Source organism: Sphingobacterium thermophilum, assembly GCF_039541675.1.
Taxonomy (GTDB): domain Bacteria; phylum Bacteroidota; class Bacteroidia; order Sphingobacteriales; family Sphingobacteriaceae; genus Sphingobacterium; species Sphingobacterium thermophilum.
In genome coordinates this window covers 75,068-97,059 of sequence record NZ_BAABGR010000044.1, presented here as the reverse complement: position 1 = coordinate 97,059, position 21,992 = coordinate 75,068, and the positions used below count along the sequence as shown (strand labels likewise).

Below are 21,992 nucleotides of genomic sequence, written 5' to 3'. Positions count from 1 at the left end.
AAGCAAGCTTTGATCTGGATCCCGTTCGACTTGCATGTATTAGGCCTGCCGCTAGCGTTCATCCTGAGCCAGGATCAAACTCTCCATTGTATATAATAATGTTAAATGTCTAACCCCGGCAAGTATTTCCGTATTTATCGTCTCCTATTCGAAAACGTAAGTACCCGTTACGCTACATGATTAATATCTTAAAGAACTCTCCGCCTCCGCATCTCGCTTCGGCTTTATCTCTTGCCTTGCGGCCTTTATTTCTTTTTTCTCTCCCCCCCTCCCTTGCGGACGGGACTGCAAAGGTAGAAACTTTATCCGATTTTCCAAAAACTTTTTTGAAGTTTTTTCTCTTCTTTTTATCGGGCAACAAAAAAAGATAAACTATCTTTTCCTTACCCTCTTCTACCCTCTTTTCAAACGTTCCGTAGAACTTCTCTCCCTCGCGGAGTGGTGCAAAGATAGAGAGTTTAAACCATTACTTCCAAACATTTTTAACCTATTTTTTAACCCTTAAAACATAATACGCTGAATCATTGTCAAATAATTTTATCAAGCTCCATATTGTTAACGCGCAAAGCGAAGAAATCTTATTCAAAAAGGCAAAAAAACACTTTATTTGAAGAATTATATTAGTTTTGTTAGAGGGGTACGCAACAGCGGAACACTTATGAGCATCATTTATTTTATTGACTTATTAGGAACTATGGTCTTTGCCATCTCGGGAGCCATGGCCGGACATCGGAAAGGAATAGATATTTTTGGATGTACCTTTCTGGCTTTTGTGACAGCTATCGGTGGAGGGTCTTTGCGCGATATATTCTTAAATATACGTCCGGTATGGGTGGAAGATGGCAATTACCTTATCGCGATATTCATAGGAGTATTTATCTCGGTTATCGCCAACAAACAATTATATAATCTAGCAAAAACTTTTACGCTGTTCGACGCTATAGGTATAGGTTTTTTTACAGTGGTAGGAACACAAAAGTCCATAGACTATGAAAGCAGCAACATTGCTGCCATCATGTTGGGAATGTTCTCCGCCGCCATGGGAGGTGTCATCCGCGATATTCTTATCAGTGAAACCCCTCTTATCCTTCGAAAAGAAATTTACGCTTCGGCCTGCCTTTCCGGCGCCCTCCTTTTTGTTTTGCTGAACAGCTTACACGTACATAATGGATGGAATGCTTTTATCAGCGCCACCTTGGTGTTTATCATCCGTATTGTCGCTATAAAATATAACCTTTCTCTCCCTGTCGTAGAAAAAAATAGAGAAGGAAATCTATAGCAATTCCAGCAACTTTTCGAAAGTCATGCCGCGTGAAGCTTTCAGTAACACTAAGCTATCGCGGATAGTGGAAACCGCATCTTTAGCCTCTTCGATGGATGGATAAAACTCGGCAACATCGTCTTTATGTTTATAAAACTCTTTGCCCACAAAGATAAGGCGCTGAAAACCCAAGCTTTTTGCTTTTTCGATGATGTTTTTGTGCTCTTCGAAAGAGTCATCTCCTAGCTCAAACATGTCACCTAGGATAACAACCTTACGGTCTGCTGACAGCACATGCATATTCTCCAAAGCCGCCATCATGCTGCTAACATTAGCATTATAAAAGTCGGCCACGACCATGTTGTTGGATGTTTGGGTAATCTGTGAACGGTTGTTTTTAGGCACATAAGACGCAATACCCTTATTAATAGTTTCCGGACTCATGCCAAAATCCAGACCCACGGTCACTGCTGCCAGAATATTTTCAGTATTATAAGACCCTGTAAGGTGCGTCTGCACATTATACCACTGGCTATCATCTTTTCTTTTCCAGCTTACGGATAGGTAAGGATTGGCCTCCAACAGCTTTCCTATCACATCATTCTGGTCCGAAAAGCCGTAACGCACAATTCGATGGAAGTGACGTGAAGAAGCCATTTCCTTAAGGTGAGGGTTGTCGGTCTGCAGGAATACGGTCCCTCCATTGTTGGCTAGGAAATCATACAGCTCTCCCTTTGTTTTCTTAACTCCTTCGAATGAGCCAAACCCTTCCAGATGGGCCTTACCCACATTAGTAATAAAACCATGAGAAGGCAGCGATATATTACACAGGAACTCAATCTCCTTAAGATGGTTTGCTCCCATTTCCACGATGGCCATCTCATATGTATTGTCAATAGATAATAGAGTTAAAGGCACACCGATATGGTTGTTGAGATTTCCCTGTGTAGCGTAGGTACGAAACTGCTGCGAAAGGACGGAATATACCAGCTCCTTAGAGGTAGTCTTTCCGTTAGTACCTGTAATACCTATAACAGGAATTGTCAATTGCTGTCTATGAAACAACGCTAAATGCTGAAGTGTCTTCAGCACATCCTCTACCAAAATATAACGTTCATCTTGCTTATACTGCGGCTCATCGATGACCGCATAGGCAGCTCCATTCTGTAAGGCCTGAGTAGCAAAAGCATTTCCGTTGAAATTGGCTCCCTTCAAGGCGAAGAATATACTCTGTGGTTTTATATTACGGGTGTCCGTAGATACCTGAGGATATCGTAGATAGATGTCGTAGAGTGTTTCTATTTGCATGACAACAATTGTTTTGAATAAAAACAAAGGTAATAATCTTCCTTTCTTTCACTAAAGAAAAAAGGAGCTTTCGCTCCTTAATTTATCTTATAAGCTATAATGCTGTTGCTATTAAAAGTAGGAATGTAAATGATATTTTCTTTTGGGTTATATCCCAGATCGGCGGTATTCATCTTTCCTTGCACGTCCTGCAGCTTTTGTATTTCTCCTTTCTCCGAGACAAAATATACTAGCCCAGGCCAGCAGGTCACAATAAACCCTCCGCCATTGATGGGCTCAATGCCATCTCCGCCATGTTCGAAACCTTTTGCAATTACCTTCACCTGCTTTTGAGCGTCTATGGCCCACAATTCTTTTCCTGCCAGAGCTAGCAGCATTCCCTTATGATATTTCAAACCATTTACCGAAGGAACATTCTTCATATAGAGCGAAATTTTTCCGTTTTTCAGTTGAAAGATTTTATTTTCTCTCGTGTCGGAAATATATACCACGCCGTTATCATCTACCGTAACGTCGTTTAGGAAGGTTGCTTCAGGCACGGTAAGTTCATCCACCATATTACCGGTATAAATATCTACCGTGATTACTTTTGTCACATCAGCGATATAAAGAAGGTCCTTATATATAGCCATCCCTTTAGGAGCATTCAGGCCGGTAACCCAATGAAGATTCTCTATTTGGCCATCCGGACGTATAATGGCTATTTCGCCTTTGTCTGTTCCGTCTTTTCCGATGAGCGAAACGTACAGCTTATTATTTGGCGCGTGATATAGTACGGACTCCGGAACATGGATGCCTTCGGTGACTTCCCACACTTTACCGATTGTTATTTGTTGGGAATACCCTTCCGACAGGACTATCAAGAATGCTGCTAACAAAAGTAGTGATGATCTTATCATAGCGTTAATATATTGGTTTTCAATTAAAGATAACAAATTCCTAAATTTCTCAGCCTCTTATTTCAAAAACACAAGCAAAGCAAATTTGTTCTCCTTTTTGAATTTTAAAACCAATATTTCCGTTTTCGAGGACCCCTCTATGGATGTGTATTTCCTCTCCGAGGCTCAACTCTTTGATGAAGTTCACATCTATTGCCTTTATCTTGTTCTCCAGAATCAAACGCGGATCAAGATGATTCAAACACCACTCCAAGTATTTGGTATTGTTGACATGATTGACGATATCGAGGTCGGCAAACTGTACCTTTTGCGGGAAGATATCCTGTGTAGGAAAGTTCAGATCTATACGCTGATTCGGAATATGTGTCGCATGTAATTCGGGAAACTGTTCTACGTAAGAAGTGTCGAAGGGGAGAGCTCCCGGTCTGCGTGTTTTCATATTGAATATAGCCCATAGGGATGAAACACCTATCATCTTATGCCCTTCACCATACACCTCAAAGTTACGGATAGACTTAAACCCTTTCAGCTCTTCTATCCATGTTTTGATTTCTAAAGGCTTTCCAAAGGAGGGCATCTCTTCTACTTCTATACGCATTCTGTTCATCACCCACGATAGGTCATGCTGTGACAGATCGCTAAATCCCACCCCTCCTAAATCCGCATGTTCGGCCGCCGTAAGCTGTAAAATGTTAGCTAGTTCGGGAAACTTCAGTCTTCCGTTGGGATAAGCTTGGGAAAAATACGTCTCCCAAATCTTGAAATGGATGGATTTAAAATCTTTAGACAGCGGCATCTTTCCTCCTTTCTAGCTACGCTCCTTATCTAACCATTTTGGTACGGAAGGAGCTTCATAAAGCTCCATCTTTGCCACCAACTCTTCAATGTTATCGGCCACCAACAACATCTCCTGATTTTGCTTGTTCAGCAACCCCACATCCACCATATTCTGAACAAAGGCAATAAGGTGATCGTAGAATCCGTTTATGTTGAGTAAGCCCACGGGCTTTTGATGCAATCCCAGCTGACCCCACGTTATCATTTCAAACAACTCTTCCATAGTGCCGTATCCGCCCGGCAGAGCTATTATAGCTTCACTGAGTTCATTCATCTTCATCTTTCGCTGGTGCATATTATCCACCGTAATCAGCGTGGTGACCCCATGATGACCGATTTCCTTGCTATTAAGAAAATGCGGAATAACCCCAATCACCCCTCCTTTGTGGTCTAGAGCTCCATCGGCTACAGCCCCCATGAGCCCTACACGGCCTCCTCCATACACTACGGTAATATTATGCTGCGCCATAAAGGCTCCTACACTATAAGCTTTTTGTGTCCAGAGGGCGTCAAAGCCGGAACTGGAAGCACAAAAAACAGCTATGCTCTTAAATTTCATATCGCAAAGCTAATTAAAAAAAACCGCAGACTATTTCAGTCTACGGTCATCTATTATAAATAATAACTAAGAATTAATACAACGATTACATTGCACGTTCTTTCTCTTCACTGTTGTTGTCAATACGGCGGAACGACTGTTTGAGATTTCCGAACTTGCGTGTAAAGGTGAGTCGGAACGTTTGGCTGTCATGGTATTGATAAATCTTAGAGTCAAACTCTTTGAAGTGCGTGAACACGTTGTTGTGGTCCGTATGGAACACATCCGTAAAACCGAATTTAAGACTGGAAACTTTGTCTTTGAAGTTGTAAGTAAGGCCTAAGTCTGTCGCTATTCTCGGCTGGATCTCATACATATTGAATATAAAACGTGTGTTACCCCTTACCAACACTTCTGCCGAAAGCTGGCTGTTAAGTTTAAATGTGTTGGTCGAGTTACCTTGAACAAAGAACGTCCCCTGATCCACATAATACCCCGAAACAGGACCTTTGAAATATAAATGTATACCTGTCAGGTTGTTGTACATGGTCCATACTTTGCCTATACGTAGAGGAACAGTCAGGTTGACATAGCCTGTGGATTGTCTTCCCACATTTTCTTTCAACACCCAAGTAGTCTTCAACACCGAATCCTGTCCAATACTTTCTACGATAGCGTCATTCGTATAATCAAAACCTACCGCAACATTGAATCGCTTAAATAGGGTATAGACTAGCGTGAAACCGTCTTTATACGAAGGCCGTAAGAAGGAATTTCCTTTGACATAAGTTCGCTTATCTATATATGTTTCAAAAGGGTTCAAGTCATTGTAGTTAGGTCTTGTTACCTTACGTGAGTAGCTTAAAGAAAAATTGTGGTTTTCATTCAGCGAATAGGATACGGAAGCTGATGGAAACAAATCGAAGTAATTTTTCTTCACTGCCTCATCTAACGTAGGAGAATAGCCGTTCGATATGGTGTATTCTCCTCGTAATCCTATTTTGAAACCCCATTTCTTAATGTCACGAGCAAAGTCGAGGTAGCCGGCCATAATCTCTTCGGTATAGTTGAAGCTGTTGGTTCTACCGTTATCTACAATCCAATTTCCGGCCTTATCATTTGACAAAAGGAAGGATATATCATTTTTCGTATCCACGTTGCTATACTTCACTCCGGCTTCCAGAGCTCCTTTCCACATCGGCTGGGTATAGTCCAATTTCGTAGCAAAAATATTGATTTTCTTTCCAGTAATGGCTTGTTCATACTCTATAGGACGCAACAGCTGCATATCATTTAGCTTCGTAGCATATTCATAATTACTCAATCCATCTCTGTTGAAAATACTATAATCCACATCCAGCGCTAATTTTTTTCCCGTAGAATCTATAGTAAATTTGTTGTTTACATTGAAAGAGTATCTATTGAATTTATCTCCCGCAATATTGTATGAATCCAAGAGGGAGTCCACCACACCAAAGTGCTCGCCCATCTTGGTGTCACTGATATTGTTTTCATCGTTATTATTGTTGCTGCCCGTAAATTGAGCTACCAAAACATTGCGTTTGGAGGTTCTCTGCTCCACACCAAACTTATAAGAATGAGTTTTCATTCTATCCATAGCGTCAGCCATCTGGTCGAAGGTGGTCTGGCTGTTTCCTCCCGGGATTACTCTTAAGATATTGATATTTTCAAGACGTTTATTATCGGTATAAGAATAGTTGCTGAAGAAAGCAGTTCCATTTTTTCTGTAGTTAAGATTGAACCCTCCGTTTCCTCTGAATTTCTTACCATATCCGGCGCTGAGTGTCACATTACCGTTCATTCCTTCGAGACGGTTCTTCTTTAAGGTAATGTTGATAAGACCGCCTCCTCCTTCTGCATCGTCTTTGGCTGTACGTACGGTAGAGAGCTCTATACTTTTAATCTGATCGCCACTCATGCTTTTGAGCAAAGTTGCCAATTGCTCTCCAGTCATGTATGTTTGTCTTCCATCTATAGTTACGTTTACACCACTGTTACCCATTAAGGTAATGTTGTCATCTTTGTCTACATAAACGCCTGGTGCACGCTTCAACACCTCTAAGGCATTGTTGCCTGCCGCAACAGAAGAATTCTCCACATTCATGACAAGCTTACCTTTGGAATTCTGAATCATCGGAAGCTGGCCTTTCACTTCCACAGTCTCTATTTCTTTGGTTTTCTCCAATAAAATGATGTCGTCAACCACAAAAGAAGTATCGTCAAGGGTAAAAGGCGCACTTTCACCGGCGGCAAAGCCTACTGCCGTAACCTGGATTCGGAAGGAACCTTTAGGAAAGCCAAAAAACTTATACACACCATTCTCATCCGTAACAGCTGACTTGATAATCCCCCTACTGGGTTCCGTCACTAAAAACACGGACGCATTAGGCACAGCGTCTCCATTCTCTTTCAAAACTTTTCCACTGAGTGTCAGTTGCTGCGCCTGCACTACCGACAGGAAAGCAAGTATAAATAGTACTAGATTGTAAAAAATTCTCATATAGTTTGATTAGGTAAATAATAATGTTTGCTTACTCGTTAGTTTAGTTATTTGATTGGAAATTCGGCGTGCAACGCAATCCATTTGGTCCCATAATCCATTCGGTCTTTTTGATATCATCCTCTTCATATTCGTTTCTGCAATCCCAAATGGATAGGCTTCTTATCTTGGAGTTCAATGACTTGTCAATGATTACTTTTGACCCTAGCGGTAGATATACGAAAACCGAAACTTCTTGGTCTCTATATTTATTGTTGTGCTTCAATGCAAAGTGTGAGTTAAACACGATATTTTCATTATCCTGCTTAGCGAGGTATTCTATTTCCGAAGCATTGCGTGTCGCTAATCGGAAGTTCCTTCCTCTTGCAGAATAATTATATTGTATGTACGGTTTAGCCAACGAATCCACGCTCATAAAACGTATATCAATGTCGTCGTGCAACACATTAGCCAAACTTTCTCCGTTAATTTCTATCTTAAAGTTTCTATCATCTTTATCCTCAGTAGCTTCAATCAACCTTACATCTTTTTCTGAAAAACGATAAAGCCGCTGAGGCTCCAGTTCCTTCTCTACTTTGATCGTGCTAGACTCTTTGTACTCCTGAGCTCCCATTAAGCTGAAGAATATCACCGCTATCACAGAAGTTATCCACGTTGCCCACAGTCCTAAAGAGACATAGGTGTTCATCGGTTTTGTTTTGAACAAAAGGCGCAACATGATATGCAACAGAGCAGCAAAAGGAATAGCTATAGCTAATGTTCCAGCCACCAAAGCTAGAATAGCCTGATACGTCGGCAAGGCTTCCGTTCCAGGAAATACCATCTCATTCTGATAACCCAATACCCCTGTAATAAAGCCCACACAGCCTATCAGCAATCCTAAGATGGTCATAGCACAAAATATCAATACAGCGATACCTATAACCTGCGCGAACAGCTTCCCTAGCTTACAGATAAAGTTTCCGCAGAAAGACGTGCCTTTAGCTATTTCTGATTTCGCTTTTGATAGATGCGGGTCAAGAGATTGAAGTTCTTCTTCAAAACTTTTCTTAAAATTCTGTAGGTTAGGCATTTCTCCCTTCATAGCTAGCTTATCTGCTCTAGTTACAGCCAAAGGCATTACCACCCACAGCACAGCATATAGCATAAACCCAGTACCGGCAAAAAAGAAGAAACACAAGAAGATTATTCTCACCCATTTAGCTTCCAAACCGAAATATGCGCCCAAGCCGCTACATACGCCTCCTAGAATCTTGTCATCCGGATTTCTCATCAGCTTCTTATGAAATGCGGCCGACGCCTGCGAATCGTAGCGATGCTCCTGCGATGTAGTCTCCTCCGCCTCAATATCAAAGTCGTTGACCGTACCCATCTGCTCTATTACATGATGGACATCTTCCAGAGAGATAACTTCTTTCTTTCCCTGCTGTATTTTTTCGGAAAACATTTCGGCAATACGGTTCTCAATATCCATCAGAATCTCTTCACTATCCTGTGTCTTAGCGAAATGCTTTTTAATATCTATCATATACGAGCGTAGCACCTCGTATGCTTCTTCCTCTATATGAAATACAATGCTGTTGATATTTATGATAATAGTCTTATTCATAACGTATTGATTTATTGGGGTTATTCTTCATTAGGTTTATTGCGTCCAGCCACGGAAGTCTCTACGGCATAGACCAGCTCTTTCCAAGTTTCATCCAGTCTATGCAAGACATGTAAGCCTTCTTCCGTAATCTGATAATACTTTCGTGGAGGTCCTGAAGTAGACTCCTTCCAGCTGTAACTGAGCAAGCCGTTATTTTTCAGCCTAGTAAGCAAAGGGTATAAGGTCCCCTCAACCACCAAAAGCTCTGCCCGCTTAAGCTCAGCTATTATATCCGATGCGTAGATCTCTCCCTTGGAAATAATGGATAAAACACAGTACTCCAATATTCCTTTTCGCATCTGTATTTGTGTATTTTCTGCTATCATAACAATACAAAGTTATATCCTTAAGACAGTACTTTGCAATACATAGTAGTATATAAAATCACAAACAACTGATTTTCAGACAATTAATTTTAAATTATTTTTCGATTAGTCACAAAAAGTAGTAAATATTAGGATAATTGATGGAGAATTGACAGTTTTGCCCTGATGAGATATTTGCTGCATTACAAGTGGTCTTTAGCTTGGGTAGTATTGGTTTTGTTTTTATTGCTTACGCCATCCAACGATATGCCGGACCTCAACAGATTTAATTTGTTTCCAGGGACAGATAAAGTCGTTCATTTGGGAATATTCTTCATTCTTGCTATATTGATATATGTAGAGTCGGCTATCAAATCGGGATGGTCACAATCCAGATGGAAGACCATGGTCAAAGTGGTGTTGAGCACAGTAGTCTTTGCAGCGCTAACCGAAGAGGCACAGCTCCATATTTCAAGCCGTTCCGGAGATATTATGGACTTGCTAGCCGATTGTATAGGAATCGGAATGGCAACATTTGCTTACTTACTCATATACAGAAAGAAGGATGAAAAAAGCAATATTGGTACTGAGTATGATCGTTAGTATGGCCATCGTGTTTCAGTCGTGTGCATCACAGAAATGCAACTGTCCGAAGCCTTATATTCCTAAGAAACGTTAATTAGGCGCGCGCAATAGTGGCTATAGACACTTTGGCTCCTGCCTCCACCAGCGTGAGAGCAGCTTCGCTCATCGTAGCCCCTGTGGTGAGCACATCATCTACCAACAGTATATGCAGATCTTGTATGGTCACATAAGGATTCAACACAAATGCATTTTTTACGTTATCATACCTGTCTATACGAGATCTCTTGGTTTGACTTTCAGAAGCCAACACCCGAATAAGAAGATCCTCCTTCAACGGTATGCCTAAGCCCTGACTTAGCCCTTCTCCGAATTTTGCAGCTTGGTTGTACCCTCTCTTGCGTAATTTGCTTCTATGCAACGGTATCGGTGCTATCAGATCCACCTCACCAACATATTCTGCAATAGAGGAAGCATACAGTCTTCCTAAATAAATTCCTATTTCCGGTTGATTTTTGTATTTGAGTTTATGAAGCAATGTTTCAACTCTAGAGGATTTCGACAGTTCAAACATGGAAAAAGCCCGTTCGAAAGACACCTTTCCCCACAGCTGTCTAGCCGTATCGTTATCATCAAAAAGATGGAAATCAGTAAAAGGGAGATGAAATAGGCAAGAAGTACACAGCATCTCCTCATGTGATAGCAGGGTTGCCGCACATGCCGCACATAGACGGGGAAAAAAGAGATGTAAGAAATGGTCAATATACCTTTTCCAAAGCATATCGAACCTCCACCTTTTTCTTTGGTCTAATCTACGAAATTAATTGTTTTTTTCTTTGATGGCCAGCTGTCCACAGGCAGCATCAATATCCTTTCCGCGGCTACGGCGCACGTTGGTCACAATACCTTGGTTACGCAGATAATTAGCAAAGGCCTCAATCTTGTCGGCTTCAGCATTCATAAAATCCGCCAGCGAGATAGGATTATATTCGATGATGTTGACCTTGCAAGGAACATGCTTACAGAATTTAGCTAGTTCTTTCGCATCCTGCAAATCGTCGTTGAAATTATGAAAAACGATATACTCAAACGTTATAGGATTTTTCGTCTTAGAATAGAAATATTTAAGGGCTTCGGCCAGCGATTTCAATGAGTTTTGCTCATTGATCGGCATGATTTCATTTCTCTTCTGATCGTTGGCGGCGTGCAAAGATAAAGCCAAGTTGAAACGTACTTGGTCATCTCCCAGCTTTTTGATCATTTTGGCAATACCGGCAGTGGATACCGTAATTCGCTTGGCAGCCATATTCAATCCATCCGGCGACGTGATACGATCGATAGACTTGAGCACATTAGAATAATTGAGCAAAGGTTCTCCCATACCCATATACACAATATTACTTAATGGGAGACCGTAATTCTCACGTGCCTGCTTGTCGATCAGCACGACCTGGTCGTATATCTCATCCGCATTGAGGTTACGCTTGCGGTCCATATATCCTGTAGCACAGAACTTACAAGTCAGGCTGCAGCCCACCTGCGAGCTGACACAAGCGGTCATTCTGTCCGGCGTTGGGATAAGAACACCTTCAATGATGTTGCCATCATAAAGTACAAAACTACTCTTGATGGTTTTGTCAGAAGAGATCTGCGATTGTTTTACCTGAACAAAATTAATAGTAAAGTTGGCCTTCAACTTTTCGCGCAGCGCCTTGCTTAAATTACTCATCTCATCAAAATTGGTAGCAGATTTCTGCCATAGCCATTCATATATCTGCTTGGCACGGAAAGCCTGCTCTCCCATATCCACCAACTTCTCTTTGAGCTGATCCAGCGAAAGACTTCTTATGTCTATTAATTTGTTTACAGTATTCACACGACAAAGATACGGCAATTTTTTTCATTAATAAGTTTTTATCCTTGGAGAAAAGTTAAATGAAAGTCAACAACTTAAAAAAGCTGTATTTCTTAAATCCTTGAAAAGCTATTAATTTCGCTATATTGCAACCCTAAATCTAATAACCCATGAAGAAGTTTTATTTATTGCCTTTCCTTGTTGCCGGAGCTCTGCTGGCGTCCTGTGGTGGTGGCAAATATGCTGCTACAGAAAAAATATATAAGAAAAAGGCTAAAGAGTTTGCTGCCTTATACAAAGAAGCACCTGTAGAAAGCCAGCTTCCTAAAATAGACGTGACAGACAAAGAATGGATAGGTTCTATCAACTTTGGTGTGCGCAAACCTAACTATGTGATGATTCACCATACTGCTCAGGATTCTTTAGCGCAGACTGTGAAAACTTTCCATAGCGCGAGAGCAGGAGTGAGCTCACACTATGTCATCGGCCGCGATGGAAAAATCGTTCAGATGGTAAACGATCTCTACCGCGCACATCATGCGGGCTTAGGACGTTGGGGCAACGACACCGACCTAAACTCCTCTTCTATAGGCATAGAACTGGATAACAATGGCGTGTCAGACCCTTGGCCGGATGCTCAAATCGACGCTTTAATCAAACTATTGACATACCTTAAAGAAACCTATAAAATTCCACAAGGAAACTTCATCGGCCATATGGACTATGCGCCTACACGTAAAAATGATCCTTCTCGTTTCCCGTGGAAAAAACTTGCTGATGCAGGTTTCGGATATTGGTATGACGATGTGCTAGAAACGCCACCGGCAAATTTCGATGTTAAAATAGCCTTAAAAGTTATAGGCTATGATGTGAAAAATTTAGATGCAGCCATCAAAGGATTCAAACACCACTATATCCAACGCGACACAAAATCGGCAGAACTGACCGATGAGGATTTGAAAATCCTTTATAATATCATGTTAAAATATTTGCAATAAAAAAGGAGCTTTCGCTCCTTTTTTATTTTACTATTGTTCCGTATAAATCAAAATCTTCCGCCCCATCCACCTTCACCTGCACAAAATCTCCTATACGGGCATAATTGGTCTTCGCATCCAACACCACTTCGTTGTCTACCTCCGGAGAATCGTATTCGGTACGGCCTATAAAATAATCGCCATCCACCCTATCTATCAACACTTTAAATTCTTTACCGACCTTCGTCTGGTTGATTTCATAGGAAATACCTTGCTGCAATTCCATCACTGCTTCTACTCGTTCCTGTTTTACCTCCTCCGGCACGTCATCTTCCAAGGTGTAGGCATGCGTCTTCTCCTCATGCGAATAGGTGAAGCATCCTAATCTGTCGAAACGGGTCTCCTCCACCCATTCCAGCATCTCTTGGAAATCTTCCTCCGTCTCTCCCGGATAACCACAGATGAGGGTAGTACGCAAAGCAATATCAGGTACTTTGTCGCGAATGCGGTTAACCAAATCTATCTGCTTCTGTTTGCTGGTACCACGTCGCATAGAGGTCAGCATACGGTCCGAAATATGCTGTAAAGGCATATCCAAATAGTTACAGATATTGCTTCTTTCATTCATCGCATCCAGGATATCCATAGGAAATCCCGAAGGGTACGCATACTGCAGACGTATCCACTCTATGCCTTCCACATCCGACAGTCTACGCAAAAGCTCGGAAAGATTTCTTTTACCATACAGATCCAATCCATAATAGGTGAGATCCTGTGCAATAAGTATTAGCTCTTTGGTTCCGTTGGCTGCTAAGTGTTTAGCCTCTTTCACCAGATCTTCCATAGGCTTAGACACGTGTTTGCCACGCATCAAAGGGATGGCACAAAACGAACAAGGACGGTTACATCCTTCCGCTATCTTAAAAAAAGCATAATGTGAAGGTGTCGTCAGTAGACGTTCGCCCAACAGCTCATGGCGGTAGTCCGCACCTATAGTTGCCAGTAGATCCGGTAGGTCATTGGTGCCAAAGTATGCATCTACATTGGGTATTTCCGCCTCCAGTTCGGGCTTATAGCGCTCCGAAAGACATCCTGTGACGATGACCTTCCCTACTTTGCCCTGATCTTTAAGGTCTGCAAACTGTAATATCGTATCGATGGATTCCTGCTTTGCATTATCAATAAATCCGCAGGTATTGATCACTACAATATCATTGTCCTGGATGTGATTGGCTTCATGTACTACATCAATCTGGCTTCCCTTAAGCTGGCCCATCAACACTTCCGAATCATGGATATTTTTAGAGCAACCCAATGTCACGACATTCACACGAGGCTTTCCCTTTGGTGATCCGGATTTACTGAATTTTGTTTTCATATGATATTATAATTTGGATAGGCACAATCTTGCCCATCCATTAAAAATTTCTTTTATAGATATAGTTTTTATTCGGAAATAAAGTCTTGCAGTGGTATAAAAGACTTGCTATTTGAATAAGGATTCTACGAATTCTCTCTTGTTGAACAGCTGCAAATCTTCCATCTTCTCTCCTACGCCGATATATTTCACCGGAATTTTGAACTGGTCGGAGATACCAATGACCACACCCCCTTTTGCAGTACCGTCCAGCTTGGTCAATGCCAAGGCGTTGACATCTGTAGCCTGCGTAAACTGCTTACACTGCTCTATGGCGTTCTGTCCTGTGGAAGCATCCAATACCAAAAGGATTTCATGTGGCGCTCCGGGAACTATCTTCTGCATGACATTCTTGATCTTGCCCAGCTCATTCATCAACCCCACCTTATTATGTAGACGTCCCGCCGTATCGATAATGGCTACATCATCGCCGTTAGCCACGGCCGACTGTACTGTATCGAAGGCTACCGAAGCAGGGTCGGAACCCATGGCCTGCGCTACCACACGTACCCCCACACGCTCTCCCCACAGCTTGATCTGGTCTACCGCCGCCGCACGGAAAGTATCCGCCGCGCCCAATACCACTTTATTGCCTGCCTGTTTAAGCTGATAGGCCAGTTTGCCTATGGTGGTGGTCTTCCCTACGCCGTTTACTCCTACTACCATAATCACATAAGGCTTATGGTCGCCGTAAGCAAAACTTTCAAAGTCATTACTGTTGTTTTCAGCAAGAAGAGCTTGGATTTCTTCTTTCAACAGGCGGTTAAGTTCATCCGTACCGACATACTTATCTCTGGCCACACGGTCTTGAATACGTTCGATAATTTTTAAGGTCGTACTAACACCAACATCCGACGTCACCAACACCTCTTCCAAATTATCCAATACCTCATCATCGATGGTAGATTTACCTATGACCGCTTTGGTAATCTTAGAAAAGAACCCTTCTTTAGTCTTTTCAAGACCTTTGTCCAGAGCCTGTTGCGCTTCCGGAGTCTCCTGTTTTTTCTTGAAGAAATCGAATAAACCCATGTATTACTTATGATAAGTAGTGCCAAATATGTTGGTCAAATATACTTAAATCTTGCTATACTAAAAAAGCCCTTTCGGTGTGCTTACCAAAACGGCTTTTTTATCTTTTTAAAGAAAAACTTTAAAAAAGGAATATCTTGTTGCTTATTTTGAAGCAGCTGCAACAACTTCTTTTACGTTGTCGTTGTGTACCATACTTTCTTTGAAAGTATAAGCTCCAGTTTTAGGAGATTTAGTAGTGATAATAACTTTAGTGAACTCTTTACCACCACCTTTTTGTAATGATGCTACCGCTTTCTTTGCCATGGTATTATGTTTTTAATTAAAAGGTACAGCTTACGCTATCCCTATACATTAATTACTTAATTTCTTTGTGAACAGTCACTCTCTTCAACACAGGGTTGTATTTTCTCAATTCCAAACGCTCTGTGGTGTTCTTTTTGTTTTTTGTAGTGATGTAACGTGACATCCCTGGAAGACCACTTTCTTTGTGCTCAGTACACTCTAAGATAACTTGTACTCTATTTCCTTTTTTAGCCATTGTTTTTACTTTGTTTAATCCTCACGGACTATTAGTTCATGAATATCTTTAATTAACAGGCGAATAACGATTAAACGTATCCTTTCTTGATAAATTTATTGATAACTGCAGTGATACCGTTTTTGTTAATCGTTTTAATCGCTGATGTTGACACTTTCAAAGTGATCCAACGATCTTCTTCAGGAATGTAAAAACGTTTAGTTTGTAAATTAGGATAGAATTTACGCTTGGTTTTAACGTTCGAGTGAGATACGTTATTACCATTTAATGCCGTTTTGCCTGTTAAATCACAAATTCTTGACATGATATTTATTCTTTAATGTTGTCTATTTATACTCCAATTCTCTATGCAGTCCCTGCAAAGAGTTTGCAAATATCTATATTTCTTTTGGGATTTACAACAGTACAGGTAGAATTATTTAAAAAAATAATCCTAAAAACAGCAGGAATGAGCAAAAATAAATCATTTGCCTTTAAATTCTCCCCGTACAGCCCCAAAATAGTTTTCAACAATTCACATCCTTGTCACGGAGAAGCCCGCCATCATCTTTCCAAAATACATACAATATTAGTACTTTTATCCTTTCAAATCAACAGCATAGGAGAGGGAAGATGCTCGAAAAAACGCGCGGCATAGCACTTAAAGTCACCAACTATTCGGAAAACAGCGTAGTAGCCCAGATCTATACCGAGAAGTTCGGTCTGCAGTCGTACCTTATCAATGGCGCCAAAAAGCCTAAAGCCAAAATACATATCAACATGCTGCAACCTCTTCATCTGTTGGACATGGTGGTATACTATAAAGACAGCGGCACACTGCAGCGCATCAAGGAAGCGACAGCTTCACCTGTGTTGCAGCAGATACCTCTGGATGTCGCTAAAAGTTCTGTTGCCATCTTTTTGAACGAAATCCTATATAAAGTTCTCAAAATTCAACAACCGGACCCTTATCTATACGAATTTATCCAACAATCTATTCTCTGGCTCGACAAAACGCATACTGCCATCCATAATTTCCATTTATGTTTCCTGATGAAGCTGAGTCGATTTTTAGGGTATATGCCTTCGGCCGACAAAGGGGATAAGCCTTTTTTCGACCTCGTGGAGGGGATATTTACCCACACACCACCTCCTCACACATTCATGCTACAGGAGCCCCATACCTCCATGTTTCAGGCCATCCTGCATGTTCCCTACGAAGAATCTCACACCATACAAATGAAACATGAAGACCGTATTTACTTGTTAGAGCAGATTATCAACTTTTACAAATTGCATACTGACAACTTCGGTTCTGTCAACTCCTTAGAAATTTTAGAAGAAATTTTCCATTAACAAACTGAATATCAAAAGATAGTGTTAAATTTAAGTAATAAAAATTTCCGTTTACTTAAATAAACCTATTATGGAATGGTATCTAAAAGTTGTCCGTGACAACTACGCCAACTTTAGTGGAAGAGCTCGCAGAAAAGAATTCTGGATGTTCGTCCTCTTCAATATTGTCATCTCTTGGGGGCTCAACTTCATCGACAATATGCTCGGATTCACATATCAGACAGCCACCTGGCCCATACCGGGCTATGAGGAATGGTCTTCCTACTATTCACAGTCAGGATATCTAAGCTCCATATATTCCCTTGTCGTTTTTATTCCTTCTTTGGCGGTGAGTGTGCGTCGACTGCATGATATCGGCAAACCGGGTTTCAATCTGTTATGGAGCTTCGTATGCTGTATAGGATTTCTTTACCTGCTATATCTTTTCGTAACGGAAGGAGAAAGAGGAACGAATCAGTATGGTCCTGATCCTAAGGAAGAAGATTTTTTCGACCAGAACCATCCGGACAACTCCTTCAAAAAAGAGTTCTAATCGCCGACAAGTTTTGAGCTCTTTCAAAAATAAATTACCGCATCTTGCTGATTAGCAGTGTTTTTTATTAAATTTATATAACTAATTGCTAATTATAAACTTTAAAATTATGGAAGAGTTAAAAGCATATTATTTGAAAGTTGTGATAAACAACTTTGCAAATTTTGACGGTAGAGCCGGACGCAAGGAGTTCTGGTATTTTACACTAATAAATATTGTGGTATTTGGAATATTAAGCATTTTGTCTGCCTTGTCAGACTTTCTTTTCTTCCTATATCCATTGTATGGGTTAGCTGTACTTATCCCTTCTTTGGCTGTCACGACACGGCGTCTGCATGACACTAACCGTTCGGCGTGGTATATTATTTTGGCTTTCGTGCCTTTCGTCAACTTATATATTCTTTATCTCATGCTGTTGAAAGGAGATAAGGGCGAAAACAAATACGGCCCCGAACCTGATGAATCCATGCCGCAAAATACCGCTATTATATAATACGTAGGAATCACCAAAAAAGCTCGAAATGAAGGATTTCGAGCTTTTCTCACAATAAATATATGTGGAATCTAATGCCGTAGATTAGATAACTCTTACATTTACCGCGTTTAGACCTTTACGGCCTTGTTCTACTTCGTAAGTAACACTGTCGCCCTCACGAATTTTGTCTACTAATCCTGAAACGTGAACAAAAATTTCGCTTTCACCTGAAGCTGGTACAATGAAACCGAAACCTTTGGTCTCATTAAAGAATTTTACTTTACCTTCTTGCATTATTGTATTGTATTTTAAATTATATTCTAAAGATAAGATTATTCTTCTCATTAACAAGAATATTTTTTCACGTATTGTTAAACATTGTGGCATTTTACTTGTCTATTCGTTATATAAGAAAACAAAAAATTAAAACATATATGAAAAAATTATTGACACTCGCAGTTTTATTAGGAAGTATTCTCATGACTAATGCACAAACGAACAGTATAGACTCATACCGCAAGGTAGCGACAAAAGGTTATGCCGAAAAAGAAGTCACTCCAGACATCATATATCTTTCTGTATCGCTGAAAGAATTCTATATGGATGGCAACGTGAAGAAGAAAGTATTTATCGAAACGTTAGAAAAGCAGCTCTACGACGCAGCGATGGCCATCGGCGTGAAGAAAGAGGATTTCACCATCCAAAACATTTACAGCTACAACTACGATACGAAAAAGAAAAACAATGAATTGTTGCAGTCGCGTCAATACCGCATCAAGGTGACAAACCTTAATGGGCTTAATTCGTTGTTCGACAATGTTGACCCTCGTGGCATTCAAAGCACTTCTATCAGCGGATACGACCATTCGCAGAAGAAAGACATAGAAAAAGAACTTAAAACTCTTGCTGTCAAAGATGCTCGCGCCAATGCAGAAATCCTTGCCGCAGCCGACGGCCAAGGAGTAGGTAAAGTATTGGTGATCAACGACAACTCCTCATTCAACATGGGAGAGCTTATGCCAGTAACACGCACTATGTATGCAAAAGCTGCCAACGACATGGCTGTAGAAGAGTCTTCGCTAGTGATAGACATTAAACCTATAAAATTGACTTGCTATATTGACGCGGTCTTCGAACTAAAATAAATTGGAAAAGAATTTAGACATAGATGCTCGTCGCAGGCGTGAAAAAGATTTCGCCTGGATAGAGCGTATGTCCATACTGCTGGATAGCAAATTCAACATAGGAGGATTCAAGTTTGGCTTGGATCCTCTTTTGAATTTAATACCTTACGCTGGACAGGTTGTTTCCTTCCTCTTTTCTTTGGTCTTGGTCCTTGTGATGCTGCGCAATGGTGTAAGCAGCAAGGCCGCCGTAAAGATGTTGCTCAACATCCTTTATGATGCCATTCTAGGTTCCATCCCTCTAGTAGGTTATGCTTTTGACTTCTTCCATAGGGCCAACAAAAAGAACGTCCGCATTCTCAAAGAGCACTACTTTAGAGGCAAATATCAGGGTAGCGCCAAAGGATTATTGATAACATTATTCATAATAATAGTACTTTTGTGTTGCGTCGCCTTTTATTGGATGTGGCAGCTGGCAACATGGCTATGGAACGCTCTTGCCGACCTTTTTTAAAGTAAGATTATGTCAAAGACAAGATTTTTTGCACTACTGCTTATTGCAGTGATGGTTGCGGCTTTACTTACCAATCCTACCCAGGATAAACTGGAAAGTGCCGTTCAGGACAAAGCTACGTCGCTGCTGATGTCCCAACTCAATTACAAGGATACGGAAGCCATGCAGCTCGGCATGACCTTGTTTGGCAACCGCATCGTTAAGGAGTTTGTGTCCAACAGCGTCATCATAGAAAATTATTACCTGTTTTCTATTATAAAGATTAGATGGCAAGGACAAACTACACCTCCGATAGGAGGGGGAGCATTCACCAAAGTGTGGCTGAGCCCCGAAATTGACCGAAAAGCTGACGAAATAGTACGTATACTCAAAAATCTTTAATGTTAGAAATCATTTACCAAGACGAACATCTTATTGCCATCAACAAGCCACACGGCCTTTTGGTACATCGTTCATCCATCGCACAGGATGCCGATGAGACGGCCTTGCAGCTGCTGCGTGATCAGATAGGGATGACGGTGTATCCGGCACATCGTTTGGACCGCAAAACAGGAGGAATACTGCTCTTCTCTTTGGACAAGGCGACGGACCAAAAGACCCAGCAAATGTTTCAGGACAAGAAAATGGACAAACGCTACCTAGCTTTGTTACGCGGCTTCTGCCCTGAAGAGGGAACTATAGATTACCCCCTTACCAAGGCTAATACCAACAAGACGCAGGAAGCCATCACCCATTACCGCCGCCTAGCCATCGCTGAGATTGATGTTCCACAAGGAAAGTTCAACACATCACGATATTCTCTGGTAGAGGCAAACCCTATCACAGGACGTACACACCAGCTGCGGCGTCATTTCGCCCACATCATGCATCCCATCATTGGTGACAGACCCCACGGATGTAACAAACAAAACAAAATGTGGAAAGAAAAATTCGCCATGGAAACTATGCTTCTGCACGCCTCCGCTCTTTACTTTACACACCCTTGGACTAATCAATCGATTGCGATAAAAGCTGATTTACAGAGCGAATTCAAACGCTCTCTCGATATTTTGGGCATTAGCATTTCTGAAGTGGAGATATAACAAGAAATTTTCAGGTTTTCCGCAAAATAGGCCGTCATTTTTACGAAATTATTAAAATCGTAAACCTAAATCTAAAGATATTAATTAGATTTGTAAAAAAAGATTACACCAAATATAGATGATGAAAAATACCGCTTTAACTGACCTCCACATATCCTTAGGGGCCAAGATGGTTCCTTTCGCAGGATTCAATATGCCCGTCCAATATTCAGGAATCAACGACGAACATGAAACTGTACGTAATGGAGTTGGAGTATTCGACGTAAGCCACATGGGTGAGTTCATCCTAAAAGGAGAGAAAGCTCTTGACCTTATTCAAAAGATTTCTTCCAACGACGCCTCAAAATTATATGCCGGAAAAGTACAGTACGCTTATATTCCAAATGAAACCGGCGGTATTGTAGATGACTTTTTGACTTATAAAATTGATGATACTACCTATCTGTTGGTAGTGAATGCAGCAAACATAGAAAAAGACTGGAACTGGATCAGCAAATACAACACCTACGGCGTAGAGATGAAAAACATCTCCGACGAGACTTCTTTATTTGCCGTACAAGGCCCTAAAGCCGCTGAGGCTTTACAAAGCCTTACAGATATTGAACTGGCTTCCATGGAATATTACACCTTCGCCAAAGGAACATTCGCAGGCGTAGACAACGTGCTGGTTTCTGCAACAGGATATACCGGAGCCGGTGGTTTTGAAATATACGTAGCCAACAAGGATGCCCGCAAAATTTGGGATGCTATCTTCGAAGCAGGAACACCTTTCGGCATCAAACCTATAGGTTTGGGCGCACGTGACACCTTACGTCTAGAAATGGGCTTCTGCCTTTATGGAAACGATATCGACGACACCACTTCTCCAATCGCGGCAGGCCTTGGCTGGGTGACTAAATTCACCAAAGACTTTGTCAACTGTGAAAATATCAAAGCCGAAAAAGAAAAGGGAACAGCACAAAAATTGGTGGGCTTCGAGATGATAGAAAGAGGTATTCCTCGTCACGACTACCAGATTGTGGATGCAGAAGGCAACGTGATAGGACGTGTAACCTCAGGAACACAATCTCCAACCTTGAAAAAATCTATAGGATTAGGTTATGTAAATACCGCTTTCGCCAAAGAAGGTACGGAAATTTATATCAGCATCCGCAACCAAAAGGTGAAAGCCGTAGTAAAGAAAGCTCCTTTTATTAAATAATAATA

26 protein-coding genes and 1 rRNA gene are annotated in these 21,992 nt (G+C 41.2%); 11 read left to right on the top strand and 16 right to left on the bottom strand.

Annotated elements, in window-relative coordinates:
• A 16S ribosomal RNA gene (locus ABD873_RS13820) occupies window positions 1–90 on the bottom strand; the annotation flags it as partial.
• A 517-nt stretch (window positions 91–607) separates the two neighbouring features.
• Between ABD873_RS13820 and ABD873_RS13815 the strand changes: the two genes are divergently transcribed.
• Window positions 608–1,279 carry a trimeric intracellular cation channel family protein gene (locus ABD873_RS13815; RefSeq protein WP_345069256.1) on the top strand — a complete coding sequence of 224 codons (672 nt, stop codon included), beginning with the start codon at window positions 608–610 and terminating at the stop codon, window positions 1,277–1,279.
• Here the strand turns inward: ABD873_RS13815 and ABD873_RS13810 are convergent.
• From ABD873_RS13810 to ABD873_RS13780, 7 genes are all read right to left on the bottom strand, one after another.
• The gene (locus ABD873_RS13810; protein WP_345069254.1) at window positions 1,274–2,569 is read right to left on the bottom strand and encodes a UDP-N-acetylmuramoyl-tripeptide--D-alanyl-D-alanine ligase; all 1,296 of its coding nucleotides are present in this window, start codon (window positions 2,567–2,569) and stop codon (window positions 1,274–1,276) included. The genes ABD873_RS13815 and ABD873_RS13810 overlap by 6 nt on opposite strands.
• 77 nt (window positions 2,570–2,646) lie before the next feature.
• Window positions 2,647–3,468, bottom strand: a complete 822-nt coding sequence (locus ABD873_RS13805; RefSeq protein ID WP_345069252.1) for an SMP-30/gluconolactonase/LRE family protein — start codon at window positions 3,466–3,468, stop codon at window positions 2,647–2,649.
• 49 nt (window positions 3,469–3,517) lie between these two features.
• Window positions 3,518–4,264 carry an acyl-[acyl-carrier-protein] thioesterase gene (locus tag ABD873_RS13800; protein ID WP_345069250.1) on the bottom strand — a complete coding sequence of 249 codons (747 nt, stop codon included), beginning with the start codon at window positions 4,262–4,264 and terminating at the stop codon, window positions 3,518–3,520.
• Between the two features lie 12 nt (window positions 4,265–4,276).
• On the bottom strand, window positions 4,277–4,864 hold the full coding sequence (locus tag ABD873_RS13795) for an LOG family protein (RefSeq protein ID WP_345069248.1): 588 nt from the start codon (window positions 4,862–4,864) through the stop codon (window positions 4,277–4,279).
• An 85-nt stretch (window positions 4,865–4,949) separates the two neighbouring features.
• The gene (locus ABD873_RS13790; protein ID WP_345069246.1) at window positions 4,950–7,364 is read right to left on the bottom strand and encodes a TonB-dependent receptor domain-containing protein; all 2,415 of its coding nucleotides are present in this window, start codon (window positions 7,362–7,364) and stop codon (window positions 4,950–4,952) included.
• Between the two features lie 43 nt (window positions 7,365–7,407).
• Window positions 7,408–8,973: a PspC domain-containing protein gene (locus ABD873_RS13785; protein WP_345069244.1), complete on the bottom strand. Its 1,566-nt coding sequence runs from the start codon at window positions 8,971–8,973 to the stop codon at window positions 7,408–7,410.
• A 20-nt stretch (window positions 8,974–8,993) separates the two neighbouring features.
• On the bottom strand, window positions 8,994–9,341 hold the full coding sequence (locus tag ABD873_RS13780; protein ID WP_345069242.1) for a PadR family transcriptional regulator: 348 nt from the start codon (window positions 9,339–9,341) through the stop codon (window positions 8,994–8,996).
• A gap of 165 nt (window positions 9,342–9,506) precedes the next feature.
• Between ABD873_RS13780 and ABD873_RS13775 the strand changes: the two genes are divergently transcribed.
• Window positions 9,507–9,923, top strand: a complete 417-nt coding sequence (locus ABD873_RS13775; RefSeq protein WP_345069240.1) for a VanZ family protein — start codon at window positions 9,507–9,509, stop codon at window positions 9,921–9,923.
• 76 nt (window positions 9,924–9,999) lie between these two features.
• Here ABD873_RS13775 and ABD873_RS13770 read toward each other — a convergent pair whose 3' ends face one another.
• Entirely contained in the window at window positions 10,000–10,683 is a 684-nt protein-coding gene (locus ABD873_RS13770) for a ComF family protein (RefSeq protein ID WP_345069238.1), read from the bottom strand.
• Window positions 10,684–10,722: 39 nt separating this feature from the next.
• Window positions 10,723–11,778, bottom strand: a complete 1,056-nt coding sequence (gene rlmN / locus ABD873_RS13765; protein ID WP_345069236.1) for a dual-specificity RNA methyltransferase RlmN — start codon at window positions 11,776–11,778, stop codon at window positions 10,723–10,725.
• 149 nt (window positions 11,779–11,927) lie between these two features.
• Between rlmN and ABD873_RS13760 the strand changes: the two genes are divergently transcribed.
• The gene (locus ABD873_RS13760) at window positions 11,928–12,755 is read left to right on the top strand and encodes an N-acetylmuramoyl-L-alanine amidase (protein ID WP_345069234.1); all 828 of its coding nucleotides are present in this window, start codon (window positions 11,928–11,930) and stop codon (window positions 12,753–12,755) included.
• 22 nt (window positions 12,756–12,777) lie between these two features.
• On the opposite strand, the gene rimO is transcribed toward ABD873_RS13760, so the two are convergent.
• The 5 genes from rimO to rpmB all read right to left on the bottom strand — a co-directional run bounded on the left by rimO (window position 12,778) and on the right by rpmB (window position 16,028).
• The gene (gene rimO / locus ABD873_RS13755) at window positions 12,778–14,112 is read right to left on the bottom strand and encodes a 30S ribosomal protein S12 methylthiotransferase RimO (protein WP_345069232.1); all 1,335 of its coding nucleotides are present in this window, start codon (window positions 14,110–14,112) and stop codon (window positions 12,778–12,780) included.
• 108 nt (window positions 14,113–14,220) lie between these two features.
• A complete protein-coding gene (gene ftsY / locus ABD873_RS13750) occupies window positions 14,221–15,183 on the bottom strand; it encodes a signal recognition particle-docking protein FtsY (protein WP_039052938.1) in 963 nt (320 codons plus the stop codon).
• 144 nt (window positions 15,184–15,327) lie between these two features.
• Window positions 15,328–15,489: a DUF4295 domain-containing protein gene (locus ABD873_RS13745; RefSeq protein WP_082021769.1), complete on the bottom strand. Its 162-nt coding sequence runs from the start codon at window positions 15,487–15,489 to the stop codon at window positions 15,328–15,330.
• Between the two features lie 52 nt (window positions 15,490–15,541).
• Entirely contained in the window at window positions 15,542–15,724 is a 183-nt protein-coding gene (gene rpmG / locus ABD873_RS13740) for a 50S ribosomal protein L33 (RefSeq protein ID WP_039052939.1), read from the bottom strand.
• 70 nt (window positions 15,725–15,794) lie between these two features.
• Window positions 15,795–16,028, bottom strand: a complete 234-nt coding sequence (gene rpmB, locus ABD873_RS13735; protein ID WP_082021770.1) for a 50S ribosomal protein L28 — start codon at window positions 16,026–16,028, stop codon at window positions 15,795–15,797.
• A 308-nt stretch (window positions 16,029–16,336) separates the two neighbouring features.
• Here rpmB and recO point away from each other — a divergent pair, with 308 nt between their 5' ends.
• From recO to ABD873_RS13720, 3 genes are all read left to right on the top strand, one after another.
• Entirely contained in the window at window positions 16,337–17,059 is a 723-nt protein-coding gene (gene recO / locus ABD873_RS13730; protein ID WP_345069227.1) for a DNA repair protein RecO, read from the top strand.
• A gap of 70 nt (window positions 17,060–17,129) precedes the next feature.
• The gene (locus tag ABD873_RS13725) at window positions 17,130–17,591 is read left to right on the top strand and encodes a DUF805 domain-containing protein (RefSeq protein ID WP_345069225.1); all 462 of its coding nucleotides are present in this window, start codon (window positions 17,130–17,132) and stop codon (window positions 17,589–17,591) included.
• 109 nt (window positions 17,592–17,700) lie between these two features.
• Window positions 17,701–18,084, top strand: coding sequence for a DUF805 domain-containing protein (locus ABD873_RS13720; protein ID WP_039052942.1), 384 nt, complete (start codon window positions 17,701–17,703; stop codon window positions 18,082–18,084).
• Window positions 18,085–18,168: 84 nt separating this feature from the next.
• Here the strand turns inward: ABD873_RS13720 and ABD873_RS13715 are convergent, their stop codons facing one another.
• The gene (locus ABD873_RS13715) at window positions 18,169–18,360 is read right to left on the bottom strand and encodes a cold-shock protein (protein ID WP_039052943.1); all 192 of its coding nucleotides are present in this window, start codon (window positions 18,358–18,360) and stop codon (window positions 18,169–18,171) included.
• 140 nt (window positions 18,361–18,500) lie between these two features.
• Here ABD873_RS13715 and ABD873_RS13710 point away from each other — a divergent pair, with 140 nt between their 5' ends.
• The 5 genes from ABD873_RS13710 (at window position 18,501) to gcvT (ending at window position 21,987) form a co-directional block, all read left to right on the top strand.
• Window positions 18,501–19,211 (top strand): SIMPL domain-containing protein, encoded by a 711-nt coding sequence (locus tag ABD873_RS13710; RefSeq protein WP_345069223.1) that lies wholly within the window; start codon window positions 18,501–18,503, stop codon window positions 19,209–19,211.
• Between the two features lies 1 nt (window position 19,212).
• A complete protein-coding gene (locus ABD873_RS13705) occupies window positions 19,213–19,704 on the top strand; it encodes a DUF4112 domain-containing protein (RefSeq protein WP_039052944.1) in 492 nt (163 codons plus the stop codon).
• Window positions 19,705–19,713: 9 nt separating this feature from the next.
• Window positions 19,714–20,085, top strand: coding sequence for a hypothetical protein (locus ABD873_RS13700; RefSeq protein WP_345069220.1), 372 nt, complete (start codon window positions 19,714–19,716; stop codon window positions 20,083–20,085).
• Window positions 20,085–20,786 (top strand): pseudouridine synthase, encoded by a 702-nt coding sequence (locus ABD873_RS13695; RefSeq protein WP_345069218.1) that lies wholly within the window; start codon window positions 20,085–20,087, stop codon window positions 20,784–20,786. Before ABD873_RS13700 ends, ABD873_RS13695 begins: the two co-directional genes overlap by 1 nt.
• 121 nt (window positions 20,787–20,907) lie before the next feature.
• Window positions 20,908–21,987, top strand: coding sequence for a glycine cleavage system aminomethyltransferase GcvT (gcvT, locus tag ABD873_RS13690; RefSeq protein ID WP_345069260.1), 1,080 nt, complete (start codon window positions 20,908–20,910; stop codon window positions 21,985–21,987).
• Window positions 21,988–21,992: the final 5 nt, after the last annotated feature.